This is a genomic window from Wenzhouxiangella sp. XN79A, assembly GCF_012272825.1.
Classification (GTDB): domain Bacteria; phylum Pseudomonadota; class Gammaproteobacteria; order Xanthomonadales; family Wenzhouxiangellaceae.
Window position 1 is genome coordinate 165604 of the sequence record NZ_JAAWWS010000145.1, and the last position, 16700, is coordinate 182303.

At 66.8% G+C, this 16700-nt stretch carries 11 protein-coding genes and 1 pseudogene; 3 read left to right on the plus strand and 9 right to left on the minus strand.

Going from position 1 to position 16700, the window contains the following annotated elements; genetic code table 11:
* Nucleotides 1-59 precede the first annotated feature (59 nt).
* The 8 genes and pseudogenes from bamA to rpsB all read right to left on the minus strand — a co-directional run.
* Complete coding sequence (bamA, locus tag HFP89_RS07500) at nt 60-2492, minus strand: outer membrane protein assembly factor BamA (RefSeq protein WP_168717022.1); 2433 nt, start codon at nt 2490-2492, stop codon at nt 60-62.
* A 51-nt stretch (nt 2493-2543) separates the two neighbouring features.
* Entirely contained in the window at nt 2544-3905 is a 1362-nt protein-coding gene (rseP, locus tag HFP89_RS07505; protein WP_168717023.1) for an RIP metalloprotease RseP, read from the minus strand.
* A gap of 61 nt (nt 3906-3966) precedes the next feature.
* Nucleotides 3967-4788, minus strand: a complete 822-nt coding sequence (locus tag HFP89_RS07510) for a phosphatidate cytidylyltransferase (RefSeq protein WP_168717024.1) — start codon at nt 4786-4788, stop codon at nt 3967-3969.
* Nucleotides 4781-5512 (minus strand): polyprenyl diphosphate synthase, encoded by a 732-nt coding sequence (gene uppS, locus HFP89_RS07515; RefSeq protein ID WP_346775205.1) that lies wholly within the window; start codon nt 5510-5512, stop codon nt 4781-4783. Before uppS ends, HFP89_RS07510 begins: the two co-directional genes overlap by 8 nt.
* 3 nt (nt 5513-5515) lie before the next feature.
* Nucleotides 5516-6073 (minus strand): ribosome recycling factor, encoded by a 558-nt coding sequence (gene frr, locus HFP89_RS07520; RefSeq protein ID WP_168717025.1) that lies wholly within the window; start codon nt 6071-6073, stop codon nt 5516-5518.
* 125 nt (nt 6074-6198) lie between these two features.
* A complete protein-coding gene (gene pyrH, locus HFP89_RS07525; protein WP_168717026.1) occupies nt 6199-6915 on the minus strand; it encodes a UMP kinase in 717 nt (238 codons plus the stop codon).
* 7 nt (nt 6916-6922) lie between these two features.
* Entirely contained in the window at nt 6923-7798 is an 876-nt protein-coding gene (gene tsf / locus HFP89_RS07530) for a translation elongation factor Ts (protein ID WP_168717027.1), read from the minus strand.
* A 218-nt stretch (nt 7799-8016) separates the two neighbouring features.
* Nucleotides 8017-8730, minus strand: a pseudogene (gene rpsB, locus HFP89_RS07535) (30S ribosomal protein S2); the annotation flags it as partial.
* A 568-nt stretch (nt 8731-9298) separates the two neighbouring features.
* Between rpsB and tkt the strand changes: the two are divergent.
* The 3 genes from tkt to HFP89_RS07550 all read left to right on the plus strand — a co-directional run bounded on the left by tkt (nt 9299) and on the right by HFP89_RS07550 (nt 15819).
* Nucleotides 9299-11314 carry a transketolase gene (gene tkt / locus HFP89_RS07540; protein WP_168717029.1) on the plus strand — a complete coding sequence of 672 codons (2016 nt, stop codon included), beginning with the start codon at nt 9299-9301 and terminating at the stop codon, nt 11312-11314.
* 260 nt (nt 11315-11574) lie between these two features.
* On the plus strand, nt 11575-14232 hold the full coding sequence (locus HFP89_RS07545) for a TonB-dependent receptor (RefSeq protein ID WP_168717030.1): 2658 nt from the start codon (nt 11575-11577) through the stop codon (nt 14230-14232).
* A 618-nt stretch (nt 14233-14850) separates the two neighbouring features.
* Nucleotides 14851-15819, plus strand: coding sequence for a class I SAM-dependent methyltransferase (locus HFP89_RS07550; protein ID WP_168717031.1), 969 nt, complete (start codon nt 14851-14853; stop codon nt 15817-15819).
* Nucleotides 15820-15929: 110 nt separating this feature from the next.
* On the opposite strand, the gene HFP89_RS07555 is transcribed toward HFP89_RS07550, so the two are convergent.
* Entirely contained in the window at nt 15930-16628 is a 699-nt protein-coding gene (locus HFP89_RS07555; RefSeq protein WP_168717032.1) for a putative 2OG-Fe(II) oxygenase, read from the minus strand.
* Nucleotides 16629-16700 lie beyond the last annotated feature (72 nt).

Genomic DNA, 16700 nt, shown 5'->3' on the forward strand with positions numbered 1-16700 from the left:
AGTATAGGCCTTCACGCGCGAAATTTCCTCCCCCGCCGGCGGTCGGATCGCCGCCCGCGTCAGAACTGGGCGCCGAACGAGAACTGGATCTCCTGCACATCGTCGCCGGGACGATCCTTCAGCGGCGTGGAGAGGTTGATGATGATCGGACCGACCGGGGCTTCCCAGGTCAGCGACAGTCCGGTCGAGGCGCGCAGCAGGTTCTGGTCGAAGGTGTCGACGCCCTCGAACACGTTGCCGACGTCGACGAACCAGGCCATCCGGGTGCCGCTGATCTCGGCGAACGGCAGCGGAAACGCGATCTCGACCCCACCGGTCACCTTGAAGTCGCCGCCGACCGAGCGGCAGAACTGGTCCTTCGGACCCAGCGAGTTGTCGTCGAAACCGCGCACGTCGGATACACCGCCGGCGAAGAAATGTTCCCAGAACGGCAGACCGAAATCGGCGGTCACGATCTCGTCGAGCTGGCAGTTTCCGGCCAGGCGTTCCGGCTCGATCTGCTCGATGTCGAGTTCCTCGTCGTCGTAGACGTCGCCGTAGGACACGTCGGCGCGCACGGCGAAGGCCAGGTTCTCGCCCAGAGGCCAGTACTTCCGACCGCGATAGGCGACGGTGTAGTACTCGCGCGTGCTGCCCGGCGTGGCCAGGCTCAGCGACAGCCGGTTCAGCGAGCCGCGGGTCGGGGTCAGGAAGTGGTTGCGCGTGTCGCGGCCCCAGCTGCCGTTGAGCACGAAGGTCTCCACGTCGCGCTCGTCGCCGGACAGGAACCCGTCGCCGTTGCGATCCAGCGTGATGGCCAGCGGACGCGTGGCGGACAGTTCGATGGTCGATGGGCCGTCCGGGTCGTCGGGGTCGACCGGTACCGTCACGAAGCTGCCGATGTTGATGTCCAGGGCCTGGTAGCTGGCGCCGAGCCGGACGAAGTCGACCTCGGTCAGCGGGAAGCCGAAGTTGACGCCGGCCGCCGCCTGGCTGGTCGAGAACGCCGAAATGTTCGCGCGCGCCTGGTTGAATTCCGAGTAGTTCAGGAAGAACCCGCGCGATATGCCGTCGTCGGTCCAGTACGGATTGGTGTAGGACAGGTTGACCTGCCGGTTGATCCGGCTGCGGCTGACCGCGAAGCCGACCGTGCGACCGGAGCCGAGGAAGTTCTCCTGCTGCACCGAGATCGACGCGATCAGGCCCTGGAGCTGCGAAAAGCCGAGGCCGACCTGGAAGCTGCCGGTCGAGCGTTCCTCGACGCTGACGATGATGTCGACCTGGTCGTCCGATCCCTCGACGGCCGGGGTCTCGACGTTGACGTCCTCGAAGTAGCCGATCCGCCGCAGGCGCTGGCGCGAGCGGTCCACGGCGGCCTGCGAGAACCAGGCCCCCTCGAACTGGCGCATCTCGCGGCGCAGCACTTCGTCCTTGCTGACGGTGTTGCCCCGGAACTCGACGCGGCGCACGTAGACCCGCTTGCCCGGATCGACGAAGAAGGTCAGATCGACGCTCTTGGATTCCCGGTCGATCCGCGGCACGGGGTTGACGTTGGCGAAGGCATAGCCGAAGTTGGCCAGCAGCGCGGTGATGTTGTCGACCGTCTGCTCGACCTTTTCGCGCGAGAAGGTCGCGCCGGGCTCCAGCGCGACGAAATTCTCCAGCGTTTCCTGTTCGAACACCAGGTCACCGGTCAGCTGCACGTCGGAGACGCTGTAGACCTCGCCCTCGCGGACATTGGCGGTGATGTAGATGCCGGTGCGGTCGGGGCTGACCGAGACCTGGGTCGACTCGATCGCGAAATCCACATAGCCCCGGTCGAGATAGAAGGCGCGCAGGCGTTCGAGATCGCCGGACAGCTTCTCGCGGGTGTAGTTCGGTCGGCCCTGCCAGAAGAACAGGCCGCCCCAGGCGTTCTTCGTGTCCGATTCGAAGTCCTCGCGCAGTTCGTCCTCGTCGAAGCTTTCGTTGCCGACCAGGTTGATGTGGCGAATCCGGGCGACCTTGCCTTCCTCGATCACGATGCCGATGTCGACGCGGTTGCGGTCGAGTCGGGTCAGCCGGGTATCGACTTCGACGTTGTAGTGGCCCTGTGCGTAGTACTGGCGGATGAGCTCCTGGGAGACCTGGTCCAGCGCCAGCCGGTCGAACACCTCGCCTTCGACGATGCCGATGTCCTCCAGCGCGGGCATCAAGGCCTCGTCGGGGATCTTCTTGTTGCCGGTGATGATGACCGTCGAGATGGCCGGGCGCTCGCTGACCTCGATGATCAGGATGTTGCCTTCGCGGGCCAGTTCGACATTCTCGAAGAAGCCGCTGCGGTACAGGTCGCGGATGCTCGCGCGGGCCGCGGCCGGTGTCAGCCGGTCGCCGACTTCCAGCGGCAGGAAACTGAACACCGTGCCCTCGGAAATCCGCTGCAGGCCGTCGACCCGGATCTCCTCGACAACGAAGTTCTGGGCGTACACCGGGGCGCACGCGAACAGCGCCAGCAGAAGAATGAGTTTTCTCATGAAACGAAGAGGTCCACGGTGGATGTCAGCGCCGCTGGCGCCGAGCCGAGTTTACTGGAAGAACCGTACTATATCGTTAAATACGGCCAGGCTCATGAGTCCGACCACGGCGACCAGGCCGAGGGTCTGGCCGATCACCTGGCCGCGCTCCGAGACCGGGCTGCCCTTGATCGCCTCGATCAGGTTGTAGAGCAGGTGGCCGCCGTCGAGCACCGGGATCGGAAGCAGGTTGATGATTGCCAGCGACAGACTGATCAGGCCGAGGAAGAACAGGAATCGGGAAATTCCGAGCCGGGCCGAGTCCTGGGCCATCTGTGCGATCGTGATCGGACCGGAAAGGTTGGCCAGCGAGGCCTGGCCGGTGATCATCCGACCGAGGATGCCGAGCGTCCCGGCGGTCAGCCGCCAGGTCTCGTTGAAGGCCCGGCCCAGGCCTTCCAGCGGACCGAAGCGCAGGATCGCGAACGCACGCTCCATGTCGGCCTGCAGCGCGGCGTCGGGTGGCGGCGGGGTGATGCCGATGATCGGCCGCCCGTCCTGCATCGTCGGCTGCAGCTGGACCTCGAGTTCGCGGCCGTCGCGCTCGATCCGCAGCTCGATCGGCGCGCCGGTTCCGGCGGCGGCCGGGATGGCTGCGCTCAGCGCGTTCCAGCCGTCGATGGTCGTGTCACCCACCGCAAGCACGCGGTCGCCGGCGGACAGACCGGCCCGCGCGGCCGGGCCGTCGTCGGTGACTCCATCGATCACCGGGGGCAGGTCGGGGCGCCAGATCGACAGGCCGATCGATTCGAGCGTCCGGTCCTCGCGGAAGTCGGGACCCAGCCGGTCCAGCGCCAGCTCGGTCGTCTGCCGGAAGCCACCGGCGTCCTCGACCTCGACGGTGACTGCGCGGCGGTCCAGCGCCGGCGGAATCAGGGCCAGCAGTGCATGGGTCCAGGTCTGGACCTTCGCCTCGTCGATCCGGACGATCAGGTCCTGCTCCTCGAGGCCGGCTTCGGCGGCCAGTCCGGTGGTCGGTCCCAGCAGCGGGCGGGAATCGGCGATGCCGATCATGAACATCAGCCAGAACGCGGCCACCGCGAAGATCAGGTTGAATACCGGCCCGGCCGCGACGATTGCCGAACGCTGGCCGAGCGACTTGTGATTGAAGGCCTGATCGCGTTCGGCGGTCGGCACCGGCGTCTCGCGGTCGTCGAGCATCTTCACGTAGCCGCCGAGCGGCACGGCGGCAACGACGAATTCGGTGTCCTCCTTGTTGCGCCAGCGCAGCAGCGGACGGCCGAAGCCGATCGAGAAGCGCAGCACGCGAACGCCGCAGCGCCGGGCCACCCAGTAATGGCCGTATTCGTGGAAGGTCACCAGCAGTCCGAGCGCCACCACCAGCCAGAAGATCGCCGAAAGCACGTCGATCATGATGTCCTGCTCCACATCGCCGAAGGTCGGGGTACGGGTATGGGGGCGGCCGCGGCGAGTTTCATCCCGCCCCGGCGGTGGACAGCCAGACCAGCAGCGCGTAGGCCGGCGCGGCAGCCCCGAGGCTGTCGATGCGATCGAGGATGCCGCCGTGGCCCGGCAGCAGGCGGGAGGTGTCCTTCAGGCCCCGGTGGCGCTTCATCAGGCTGATCGTCAGGTCGCCGCCGATCGACAGCAGGGCCAGCGCGAGGCCGGCCAGAACACCGACCGCCGGTCCGTAGGGTGCGTCCGGCAGCAGGCTGCCGCCCAGCCCGGCGAGCCCGGCCGCGGCAATCCCGCCGAGCGCGCCGGAACGGGTCTTGCCGGGACTGATCCGGGGTGCGAGCCTGGTCCCGCCGATCGCGTGGCCGGTGAAGTAGGCGCCGATGTCGGCCGCCGCGATGATCAGCAGCAGCGCCAGCAGCAGCCAGGGGTTGACCACGTGCAGCCAGGCGAAGGCGATGAACGCGAACAGCAGGATCGCGCCGATCGCCGCCAGCTTGGTCGGCTGCAGTTCATCGCCGTGCGGTCGGCCGCGTTCGGGCACCGCCAGCCAGCCGCACAGCGCCACCCAGAACAGCGTGCCGAGCGCGAACAGCGCGCCGCTGGCCGCGCGCTCATGGGTCAGCAGCACCAGGCCGGCGCCGCCGGCCAGCAGCACCAGGATCCAGGCCACCCGGGCCACTGGACCCTGCAGGCCGGCCAGGCCGGCGCCCTCCCAGCCGCCGAGCACCAGCACCAGCAGCGCCAGCAGCAGGGTCAGCGGAACCGTCGAGAGTCCGAAGATCGCGCCGAGCAGGACAGCAGCGAGGACCAGCGAGGTCAGTACGCGCGATCTAAGCATGTTTCAGGGCCGGTTCGCCCAGCCCGCCGAACCGGCGCTCGCGCCGAGCGAAGTCCTCAAGGGCGCGATCGAGATCGGCCTCGGAGAAATCCGGCCAGAGCGTATCGCAGAAGTACAGCTCGGTATAGGCCAGGTCCCAGGGCAGGAAGTTCGACAGGCGCTGCTCGCCGCCGGTCCGTATGAACAGATCGGGGGGCGGCTGGCCGGCCAGCGCGACCTGTTCGGCGAGCCGGTCCTCGTTGACCTCCTCGGGCCGCAGTTCGCCGCGCTGGACCCGCTCGGCCAGACCGCGCGCGGCGTCGGCCAGGTCGGCGCGACCGCCGTAGTTGGCCGCCACGTTGAGCTGCAGCCGCTGATTGTTGCGGGTCAGTTCCTCGGCTCGGGTCATGCCGCGCTGCAGCGATGGGGCGAAGGCCTCACGTCGGCCGATGAAGCTCAGCCGGACGCCGTTGTCGTGCAGCTTGCGCACCTCGCGGTCGAGCGCGTGCCGGAACAGCGACATCAGTCGAGTGACCTCGTGCCGGGGACGCGACCAGTTCTCGCTGGAAAAGGCGTAGACGGTCAGGACCGGGATCCCGCGTTCGGCCACCGCGCGGACGATCCGGCGGGCCGCTTCGGTGCCGGCCTGGTGACCGTAGGTGCGCGGTTTGCCGCGACGGGCGGCCCAGCGGCCGTTTCCGTCCATGATGATCGCCAGGTGGCGGGGGGGCGCAGGATGGCCCACCGCTCAGATCTCCATCAGCTCGTTTTCCTTGACCGCGACCATCTCGTCGACGCGGGCTACGTGCTGGTCGGTGAGTTGCTGGATCTCGGTCTCGCCGCGGCGCTGGTCGTCCTCGGAAATCTGCTTGTCCTTGACCAGGTCCTTGATGTGGCTGTTGGCGTCGCGCCGGATGTTGCGGATCGCCACCTTCGCCTGCTCGCCCTCGGCGTGGACGATCTTGGTCAGGTCCGCGCGTCGTTCTTCGGTCAGCGGCGGCAGCGGCACCCGGATCACGGTGCCGGCGGTGGCCGGGTTCAGGCCCAGGTCGGAGGTCATGATGGCCTTCTCGATCTTCGAGACCATGCCCTTGTCCCACGCGGTCACGGCCAGGGTGCGTGAATCCTCGACGGTGACGTTGGCCGCCTGGCTGATCGGTACGTCCGAGCCGTAGTATTCGACCGTGACGTGCTCGAGCAGGCTGGGGTGGGCGCGCCCGGTTCGGATCTTGGACAATTCGGCCTTCAGCGAATCGAGGCTCTTGTCCATGCGGGTAGCGGCATCCTTCTTGATGTCGGCAAGCATGTGCGTCTCACTCGGGAGGTGGTTGTGCGGAAGCGGCCATTCTAGCAGCCTCGATCGCACCGGATCGGGCATGAATGTGGCGTGAATCGGGCAGTGCGGGGGTCGGCGGTGAGCGCCGGCGGTGATCAGTCGACCAGGGTGCCGACGTCCTTGCCGTCGAGCAGGTCGGCGAGCGCTCCGGGGACGTTGAGGTCGATGACCCGGATCGGCATCGACTGGTCGCGGCACAGCACCATGGCGTTGGTGTCCATGACGTTGAGCTTGTGCTCGATGACCTCGTCGTAGGTGATCCGGTCGTAGCGCGTTGCATCGGGGTGGGTCATCGGGTCGGCGGTGTAGACGCCGTCGACCTTGGTCGCCTTGATCATCAGGTCGGCGCCGATCTCGATGGCCCGCAGGCTGGCCGCGGTGTCGGTGGTGAAGAACGGGTTGCCGGTGCCGGCAGCGAAGATCACCGCGCGGCCCTTTTCCAGGTGGCGCACGGCCCGCCGGCGGATGTAGTCCTCGCAGACCTCGCGGATCGAGATCGCCGACATCACCCGGGTGGTCACGCCGGCACGCTCCAGCGCGTCCTGCAGCGCGAGACTGTTCATGACCGTGGCCAGCATGCCCATGTGATCGCCGGTGATCCGGTCCATGCCGGCCGAGGCGAGGCCGGCGCCGCGGAAGATGTTGCCGCCGCCCACGACGATGCCCACCTGGACACCGTCGTTGGCCACTTCAGCCACTTCGCGGGCGATCCGCGAACTGACCTCGGGGTCGATGCCGTAGTCCTGCGAACCCAGCAGCGCCTCACCGCTGAGCTTGAGCAGGATCCTGCCGTATCGAGCGGGGTCGGCCATCGTCGGATCAGCCGCCGCGCGCCTGTTCCATGACTTCGGCCGCGAAGTCGGACTCTTCCTTCTCGATGCCTTCGCCGACCTCGACACGAACCATGCCGACCACTTCGGCGCCGGCGCTCTTGAGCAGCTGGCCGACGGTCTGGTCGCCGTCCTTGACGAACGGCTGGCCGACCAGCGTGATCTCGGCCAGGTGCTTGCGCAGGCGGCCCACGATCATCTTCTCGATGATCTCGGCCGGCTTGCCGGAATCCTCGGCCTGGGCCTTGAGAATGTTCTTTTCCTGCTCCAGCACATCGGCCGGAACGGCGTTCTCGTCGATGTATTGCGGGTTCAGGGCCGCCACGTGCATGGCGATGTCGCGGGCCAGGTCCTGCTCGCCGCCGGTCAGACCGACCAGCACGCCGATCCGGCCGCCGTGGATGTAGTGGCCGATGGTGCCGCCGTCGATGCGCATGTGCGCGATCCGGCGGACCTGGATGTTCTCGCCGAGCTTGGCGACCAGCTGCTGACGGCGGTCCTCGACCGTGTCGCCGTCGCCGAACTCGGTGCCGCTCAGCGACTCGACGCTGTCATGGCCGCTTTCCAGGGCCAGCTCCGCGACGCGGTGGGCGAAGCCGAGGAAGTTGTCGTCCTTGGCCACGAAGTCCGTTTCGCAGTTGATTTCGACCAGCACCGCGTTGCCTTCGTTGCCGGCCGCGATGACCACGCCTTCTGCCGCGACCCGGCCGGCCTTCTTGTCGGCCTTCGCCAGCCCGCTCTTGCGCAGGTGCTCGATGGCCGCTTCCAGGTCGCCGTCGGTTTCGACCAGGGCCTTCTTGCACTCCATCATGCCCGCGCCGGTGCGCTCGCGGAGTTCCTTGACCAGGGATGCAGTAATGCTCATGACTCGTCCTTGCTTTCCGTTTCGTTGCCGGCAGCGTCATCGGCTGCCTTCTCTTCGACCGCTGCGGTGGCTTCCGGCGCGTCGTCGGCGCTGGCTTCGGTCTTCGCGGCGGCCTTCTTCGCGACCTTCCTGGCCGTCTTCTTGGCGGTCTTCTTCTTGGCGGTCTTCCTGGCCGGGGCGGCCGACTCGACCGGGTTGCCTTCGGCGTCGAGCTCGACGAACTCGTCGTCGTTACCGCCCACCTGCGGCACCGAGGCCTTGCCTTCGAGCACGGCGTCGGCGGCCAGCTGGGCATACAGGCGGACCGAGCGGATCGCGTCGTCGTTGCCCGGAATCACGTAGTCGACCAGTTCCGGGTTGTGGTTGGTATCGACCACGGCGACGACCGGAATGCCGAGCTTGCGGGCCTCGGCGATGGCGATGTCCTCGTGGCCGATATCGATGACGAACATCGCATCGGGCAGGGCGTTCATGTTCTTGATGCCGCCGAGGCTCTGCTCGAGCCGATCGCGCTCGCGGGTCAGCTCCAGCACTTCCTTCTTGACCAGCTTGTCGAAGCTGCCGTCGGTTTCCATCGCCTCGAGTTCCTTCAGGCGGTTGATGGATTGGCGGATCGTGCGGAAGTTGGTCAGCATGCCGCCGAGCCAGCGGTGCGAGACATAGGGCATGCCGCAGCGGGCGGCTTCCTCGGCGACGGCCTGGCCGGCGGCGCGCTTGGTGCCGACGAACAGGATCGTGCCGCGCTTGCTGGCCATCCGGCTCAGGAAGTCCAGCGACTCCTTGAGCATCGGCAGCGTGCGCTCGAGGTTGATGATGTGGATCTTGCCCCGGGCGCCGAAGATGTAGGGTTCCATCTTCGGGTTCCAGTAGCGGGTCTGGTGACCGAAATGCACGCCGGCTTCGAGCATCTGGCGCATGGTGACGTTGGGCATGTCGTTTTCCTCGTTGTCCGGACGGCCGGGCACGTCGGTGCGTGCGGCGAAGGTCGCGTCCGTTCGGTTTGGGCCTCCGCACCCCCCATCCGGCGACCGGTCGGGGCGCTCCTGACGAGCGACGTGCCGAACCGGCAACCCCGCCGGATGTGACGGAATGCGTGTGTCGTTTTCCGGCAGGACCGACGTCCCTCCGGTTGATTTTCCTTGGAACTTCGACCGGCCGAGCAGGCCAGGGCCGCTCGACTGATCCGGTCAAGTATAACCTGTTCCTCGTGCCTCGGACAAGATCGGTCGGGGTTTCCGGTTCGCCGGACGGTGGCGTCCGCGAGTGGCGGAGTACACTCGCCCGCAGTGTTCATGAATCGCCGCGATGATTGCGCCGGGAATTGTTCGCACAGGGGATTTTCCGACCGGGCGGAATACCATGCTGTATTTCCGAGCGAGTGAAGATTCGCTGTGCGGACGAGGACCAAGCAAGGGCGCGAGCTCATTCACCAATAATGCGGGCTAGAATGCGCAGGATGCGGCGCCCGTCCGCACCGCCCCACTTCAGCCAGGAAGATCGATGACTGCAGCCCGTCCCTCGCGTCGCACCCTTGCCAACGCCATCCGCGCCCTTGCCATGGACGCCGTCCAGCGCGCCGAATCCGGCCACCCCGGCATGCCGATGGGCATGGCCGATATCGCCGAGGCGCTCTACAACGACACGCTCCGGCACAACCCGGCCAACCCGGGCTGGTGGGATCGCGATCGCTTCGTGGTCTCCAACGGGCACGGCTCGATGCTGTTGTACTCGGTGCTGCACCTGAGCGGCTACGGCCTGAGCCTCGAAGACCTGAAGAACTTCCGGCAGCTGCACTCGCCGACGCCGGGCCATCCGGAGTACGGCGAGGCGCCGGGCGTGGAAACGACCACCGGACCGCTGGGCCAGGGCCTGGCCAACGCGGTCGGCATGGCGCTGGCCGAGAAGCTGCTGGCCGCGCGGTTCAACCGTGACGATTTCGACCTGGTCGACCATTTCACCTGGGTGTTCGCCGGCGACGGCTGCCTGATGGAAGGGATCTCGCACGAAGTCTGCTCGCTGGCCGGCACCTGGCAGCTGGGCAAGCTGGTGGTGTTCTACGATGACAACGGCATCTCGATCGACGGCGAGACCCGCGGCTGGTTCACCGACAACACGCCGGAGCGCTTCCGTGCCTACGGCTGGCAGGTGATCGAGGCGGTCGATGGCCACGATGCCGAGGCGGTCCGGGCCGCGATCGACGAGGCGCGTGCTGATCTCGACCGACCCACCCTGATCTGCTGCCGCACCACGATCGGCTTCGGCGCACCGAACAAGCAGGGCACCGCCGACACCCACGGCGCGCCCCTGGGCGACGAGGAGATCGCGGCCACCCGCGAGGCGCTGGGCTGGAACCACGCCCCGTTCGAGATTCCCGACGAGGTGCGCGCGGCCTGGGACGCGCGCGAGCGGGGCGCGGCGCTGGAAGCCGAGTGGAACGCGCTGCTCGACCGCTACCGCGAAGCCCACCCGGACGCCGCTGCCGAGTTCGAGCGCCGGATGCGCGGCGAACTTCCGGAGGACTTCGACGCCCGGGCCGCCGAGATCGTCGCCCGGATGCAGGCCGACGACGGCAAGGTCGCCACCCGGAAGGCCTCGGGAATGAGCCTCGAGGCTTTCGGCCCGCTGCTGCCGGAGCTGCTCGGCGGCTCGGCCGACCTGACCGGCTCCAACAATACGAACTGGTCGGGCAGCGTCGACATCATGGAGCGCCCGGCCGAAGGCAACTACATCTACTACGGTGTGCGCGAGTTCGGCATGACCGCGATCGCCAACGGCCTGCACCTGCACGGCGGGTTCATTCCTTATACAGGCACGTTCCTGGTGTTTTCCGACTATGCCCGCAACGCGGTGCGGATGTCGGCCCTGGTCCCGACCGGCGCGGTCCACGTCTACACCCACGATTCGATCGGTCTGGGCGAGGACGGCCCGACCCACCAGCCGGTCGAACACGTCGCCAGCCTGAGGATGATCCCGAATCTCGAGGTCTGGCGGCCCTGCGACAAGGCCGAGACCGCGGTGGCCTGGCGCGAGGCGCTGAAGCGGCGCCACGCGCCGACCGCGCTGGTGCTGACCCGCCAGGGGCTGGAGCACCAGCCGCGCAGCGACGAGCAGCTCGAGGCGATCGCCCGCGGCGGCTACGTGCTGCGCGACGGCGGCGAAGCACCGCAGGCGGCGATCCTGGCCACCGGATCGGAGGTGGCGCTCGCGGTGGCGGCGGCCGGGATGCTCGCCGGCGAGGGGATCGCGGTGCGCGTGGTCTCGATGCCCAACCCCGAACGCTTTGCCGAACAGCCCGCCGACTGGCGCGAGCGTGTTTTGCCCGGCTCGCTGCGCGCGCGGGTCGCGGTCGAGGCCGGGGTCAGCGCCTACTGGCGCGGCCTGGTCGGGGATCGCGGTCGCGTGGTCGGCATCGACACCTTCGGCGCCTCGGCCCCGGCCGGGGAACTGTTCCGGCACTTCGATCTGACCGCCGAGCGGGTCGCGCGGGAGATCCGGGCCGTGATCGGGGCCGACTGACCCCGAGGTCCGCCGTCCCGGGGTTCGAAAAAACCCTTTCCCGTCAGCCGTCTGGGTTCCCGGGCGTGTGGCGAAATCCGAGCATTCACCGATTCTTAACGAAACCTTTTCATTCCAAAACAACGGTGCTATGCTCGCGACTGGACGATCTGCAGCCGTCCTGATCCGCCGGGGTCGGGGGCGGCCGTAGTGCAGTCCATCGACATGCCGTCGATACTAGTATCGAAAGCGATAAATCAAGACAAAATGGAGAGTCTTAGATGAAAGACATTCGTAATCCACTTGCTGCGGCAATCCACTACGCGCTCGGCGCGGGCGTGGTTGCCGGCCTGGCAGTGACGGCCGCCCCGGCTTTCGCCCAGGACGAAGAAGCAGCAGACCTCGATCGCGTTGAGGTGACGGGTTCGCGCATCAAGCGCACCGACATCGAAGGCGCGCTGCCGGTCACGGTCATCGACCGCGAGCAGATCGAGTTCTCGGGCAAGACCTCGGTCGCCGACCTGCTTCGTGACACCCCGTTCAACAGCGCCGGTTCGTTCCGTCCGCAGTCCGGCTCGTCCGCTCAGTCGTTCGCCGGCGTTTCGCTGCGTGCCCTGGGCTCGGGTCGTACGCTGGTCCTGATCGACGGCAAGCGCGCACCGGTCGCGCCGAACGTCGGCGCAGGCCAGGACCTGAACTCCATCCCGCTGGCCGCCGTCGAGCGCATCGAAATCCTGTCCGACGGTGCATCGGCCATCTACGGTTCCGACGCCATCGGTGGTGTGATCAACATCATCACCCGCAAGGACTTCACCGGCGTCGAGCTGACCTGGGGCACTTCGGATCCGAAGCGTCCGGGCGGTGACCGCGAAGAAGCCTCGGCCATCTTCGGCGTGTCCGGCGACCGCGGCCAGATCATGGTCGGTGTCTCCTACGACGAACGCGACATCGTGTTCGCTCGCGACAGGCCCTGGTCGCAGGGCGGCGCGTCGATCTTCTCGAACAACTTCCTGACCTCGGGCTTCAGCTTCCTCGGCGGCCAGGGACCGAACGGCGGTCCGGGCAACGTTGCCGGCTGTAACGGTCCGGGCTTCGTGCTCGACGGTGGCTTCTGCTTCTACGACTTCACGCTGCAGTCCGCCGACGAAGCCGCGACCCGCAACGAGTCGCTGTTCACCCGTTCGCGCTACGACATCAACGCCGACTGGAGCGTGTTCATGAACGCTCAGGTCAACCGCGTGAAGACCTTCGGCCGTTATGCGCCGGTGCCGTCCTCGCCGTGGCTGGTCGGTGGCTTCGGTGCCATCGTTCTCGAGCCGGGCACGCCGAACCATCCGGCCACCCCGCCGAGCGCTGGCGGTCTGAACCCGTTCTTCGACACCTACCAGGGTGTGGCCGACGACATCGTCCTGCTGACCCACCGCTTCGCGGCCAACGGTCCGCGCGACACGTCGACCGACGCACAGCTGTATGACGTCGACCTGGGTGCCCAGGGCCGTATCGGCAACTTCGACGTCGAGTTCGGCATGCGCCGCACCGAGTCGCAGTACACCGAAATCGGCCGGAACTACATCGTGTCCGCGCTGGCGCAGCCGCAGATCACGAACGGTAACTACAACATCTACGACCCGTTCAACGTTCCGCAGGACATTCTGCAGTCGTTCACCTCGACCATCGGTCGTGACGCGAACTACCTGGCCAAGGAGTTCTACGCGAACGCCGCCACCGACCTGTTCGACGTGCCGGCCGGCACGGTCGGCCTCGCGTTCGGTGCCGAGTATCGCGAAGAAGACTACCGCGACATCTACGACGACCTGCAGGCCAACGGCAACATCACCGGTTCGGCCGGTAACTCCGCCTCCGGCGGTCGTGACCTGACGGCGGTCTTCGCCGAGGTCCTGGTGCCGATCCTGGACAACCTGGAGCTGTCCGGTGCGCTGCGTTACGACGATTACAGCGACTTCGGCGATGCCACGTCCCCGAAACTGGCCCTGCGCTACCAGCCGCTGGACATCCTGACGCTGCGCGCGTCGTGGGGTGAGGGCTTCCGTGCCCCGACCCTGGACATCCTGTCGGCCCGTCCGTCGTTCTCCGCTGATTCGGTCATCGACGATCCGACCTGTGTGGCCTTCGGCCAGCAGCCGGGTTGCGAAACCCAGATCACCGCGTTCGTCATCTCGAACCCGAATCTGGACGCCGAAGACTCCGAGCAGTTCAACATCGGTGCGGCCTTCGAGCCGTTCGACTGGCTGTCCGGTTCCGTGGACTGGTGGAAGATCGAGGTCACCAACCGCGTTGCGGCCATCGGTGCCCAGCAGATCATCAACTGCCTGAACGGCACGTCGCAGAACTGCCCGCCGGGCCTGTCCAACCTGGATCCGAGCCTGTCGCCGCCGAACGAAACCGTCGGCCAGGGCCTGGGTGTCGCGCGTAACCCGGACACCGGCCAGATCGTCTACCTGCAGCGCGGTTTCGCGTCGCTGGGTACGATCGACACCGAAGGTTTCGACGTGAACCTGCGTGGTAACTGGAACTTCGGCGAGCTGGGCAGCCTGCGCGTCGATGCTCAGGGTACCTACACGGCCACGTTCGAAGTCGACAGCGGTGCCAACGTCGCCGGTGATGCCGGTCTGCCGCGCTGGCGTGCAGCCCTGAACACCGAGTACCGGATCGGTGACTTCGCGTTCGCCTGGGTCATGAACTACATCGATGACCAGAACGACGCGCTGGATCCGAACCTGGACGGTCTGCCGAGCTGGACCACGCACGACCTCCAGGCCAACTGGTACACGCCGTGGAACGGTCAGATCACCGTTGGTGTCGACAACGTCGCCAACAAGGATCCGGTCCTGGATCCGGGTGAAGGCCGCGGCTTCAACTTCAGCCTGTACGACGGCTACGGCCGTATCCCGTACGTGCGGTACAAGCAGAGCTTCTAAGCCCCGCTTGGCCGTTTGACACGGCTTGAAGCAGCACCATGAAACGGCCCGGCCTTCCGGGCCGTTTCTTTTTCTGGACAAGGGCGAGGGAAGAGGGGACAGGGGCGGGTGAAGTCCCGATCCCGAAACCGGCAACCGGAAAAGCGTTTCTCGCAGATCCTCAGCCCACTACGCTCGATCGATGGCCTGTTGGAGGCAGCGTGCAGGCCAAGGGCGGCCCGCCCGGTTCGCGCGGAATCCGCCCTCCCACAGTCGAACCCATCGCCGAGAAAAGCAGGAAAAGGGGAGCGGTGAACGGTGAACGGTGAACAGTGAACAGTGAACAGCAACCAACAACCAACAACCAACAACTGAAACCTGAAACCTGAAACCTGAAACCTGAAACCTTCAACCCGAAACCTCTTTCGTTCACAGACAAACGCGGATGAAGGTCAACCCCTGCAGACCCGAGGGAGAAGAACCGCACTCCATCTGCAGCCCTCGACCCTGGCCGCCGAACGCCGAGCACGGACGCCTGAAACGCCGCACCCGTGAACTAAAAAACCGAAAACTGGACCTCCCCTCGCCCCACCTTGCTATCCTCACCAACCGCCCGCTCTTGACGATGACACCGATTCCATGCACGCCCCCGACGACGATTTTCGCCGCCGCAGCTGGAGCCGGTACTGGGCCAGCGGCGCGCTGACGTCGCTGCCGGAGGATTTCCGTGCCAACTACGATGGGGAGATCCGATCGTTCTGGCATGGCCGCTGTGCAGACGTTCCCGATGGAGGGCGGGTGCTCGATGTGTGCACCGGTAATGGGGCGGTGGCGCTGCTGGTGGCCGAAGGCCTGGCGGCCATGGGGCAGACCGCGACGATCACGGCCGTCGATCTGGCCGACATCCAGCCGCAGCGGATCCGACAGCGCTTTCCCGCCCTGGCCAAGTACATCGACACGATTGGTTTCGTCGGCAATCAGCCGTTCGAGGCCGTTGCGCTGGATGATGCCAGCCAGGACCTGATCGTCAGCCAGTACGGCATCGAATACTGCGAGCCCGAGCCGGCGGCCCGGCAGTGCGCGCGGCTGCTGAAGCCCGGCGGGCGAATGGCGTTGGTGACCCACGCCACCGACAGCGCGATGCGGGCGACCATGCAGCAGGAGCTGGAGCAGTACGAAGTGCTGGCCGACAGCGGCCTGTTCCAGCGCGCTCGCGAATGGCGGTCCGGCTCTCTGGGTGCCGAAGGCTTCGTCCGGGCCCTGGCCCGGATCGACGCCGTGATTCGTGGCCGTCCGGACGCTTCGGGCTCGCCCCTGTTCGGCTACGTTCTGGGCCTGACCGGCCAGGTCGCTCGCTGGCAGGCTGCCCGGCTCCAGGCCCAGCGCGCTGCAGTCATCGACGCCGTAGTGCAGCTCGAGGACGGCCGCTCCCGGCTCGATCAGATGCTCGGCGTGCACCGCCTGCTCGAATCACCGGAGCGCTTTGCCGGACACTTCGAGCAGGCCGGCCTGGCGCTCGACGAACACGGCCCGCTGACCTATCGCGGTACCCACGCCGTCGGGCATCGGCTGCTGTTCTCGAAGCCCGACGACCCCGGTCGCGATTGATCCACGACCGATTCGCGCGCAAGCGCCCTCCAACACGCGATTCTCACGCGGTGCTCGAACGAGGGCCTGTTGGAGGCTGCTTGCAGGCGAAGGGTGGCCGGGTCGGGACCTCAGGCGTGCGGCACCTGCGCCGGCTGGGCGCCGGCCAGCTTGAAGCGGGCATTGAAGGCCACGGTGATCCGCTGCGTGTTGCCCTCGTAGGGCATGACTTCGTGCAGCAGCCAGGACGGGAACAGCACCAGCTGGCCCGGCACCAGGCGATAGCGCCGCATGCCGTAGCTGTAGGGCGGCTTGAGCTTGGCGATCGCGGTGTCGATGAAGGTCGTCGCCGTGGCCAGCGGGTTGATGAAGGTCAGTCGGCCGCTGTTGCTTTCCGGGTCGTCGCCGTCGTGCTGGACGCAGTACACGCCCGACCAGGAGTGCATCGGGTGGTTGTGCGCGCCGAAGAAACCGCCCTGGCGCGTGGTGTGGAACCATGATTCGGTCGCGATGTGCATCCGCTGCAGCATCGCGGTGTCGTAGCCGTTCAGCTCGCCGATCGCCCGGTACAGGTTCTGCAGACAGAACTGCCGCAGCTGCTGCACGCAGGGCTGTTGCCATTCGAACAGTGTGAAATTGCTTTCGTACAGCGCCTCGTTGCGGGCGACGAACGGATCCGGGTTGCGGAACCGGTCGCCTTCGGCCTCGACCCGCGCGAACAACGCCTTGAGCTCGTCGTGCATCGCCTGGTGGTCCTTCAGGTGGCAGAACACCAGCGGGACGGCGAAGGCGGGGGCAATCTGGAATTCGGGAAGATCGTGCTCGGACATGGTCGGGTGACGGCCGCTCTCTGGAATGCGCGCTGGCGTTTGGGTATCCTCGGACACAGGCGTTGGGAATGG

Coding starts and splice junctions, on each gene's coding strand:
- HFP89_RS07510 (WP_168717024.1), bottom strand. CDS start 4,788: ATGCTTAGATCGCGCGTACTGACCTCGCTGGTCCTCGCTGCTGTCCTG.
- tsf (WP_168717027.1), bottom strand. CDS start 7,798: ATGAGCATTACTGCATCCCTGGTCAAGGAACTCCGCGAGCGCACCGGC.
- rseP (WP_168717023.1), bottom strand. CDS start 3,905: ATGATCGACGTGCTTTCGGCGATCTTCTGGCTGGTGGTGGCGCTCGGA.
- HFP89_RS07545 (WP_168717030.1), top strand. CDS start 11,575: ATGAAAGACATTCGTAATCCACTTGCTGCGGCAATCCACTACGCGCTC.
- bamA (WP_168717022.1), bottom strand. CDS start 2,492: ATGAGAAAACTCATTCTTCTGCTGGCGCTGTTCGCGTGCGCCCCGGTG.
- HFP89_RS07550 (WP_168717031.1), top strand. CDS start 14,851: ATGCACGCCCCCGACGACGATTTTCGCCGCCGCAGCTGGAGCCGGTAC.
- pyrH (WP_168717026.1), bottom strand. CDS start 6,915: ATGGCCGACCCCGCTCGATACGGCAGGATCCTGCTCAAGCTCAGCGGT.
- frr (WP_168717025.1), bottom strand. CDS start 6,073: ATGCTTGCCGACATCAAGAAGGATGCCGCTACCCGCATGGACAAGAGC.
- HFP89_RS07555 (WP_168717032.1), bottom strand. CDS start 16,628: ATGTCCGAGCACGATCTTCCCGAATTCCAGATTGCCCCCGCCTTCGCC.
- tkt (WP_168717029.1), top strand. CDS start 9,299: ATGACTGCAGCCCGTCCCTCGCGTCGCACCCTTGCCAACGCCATCCGC.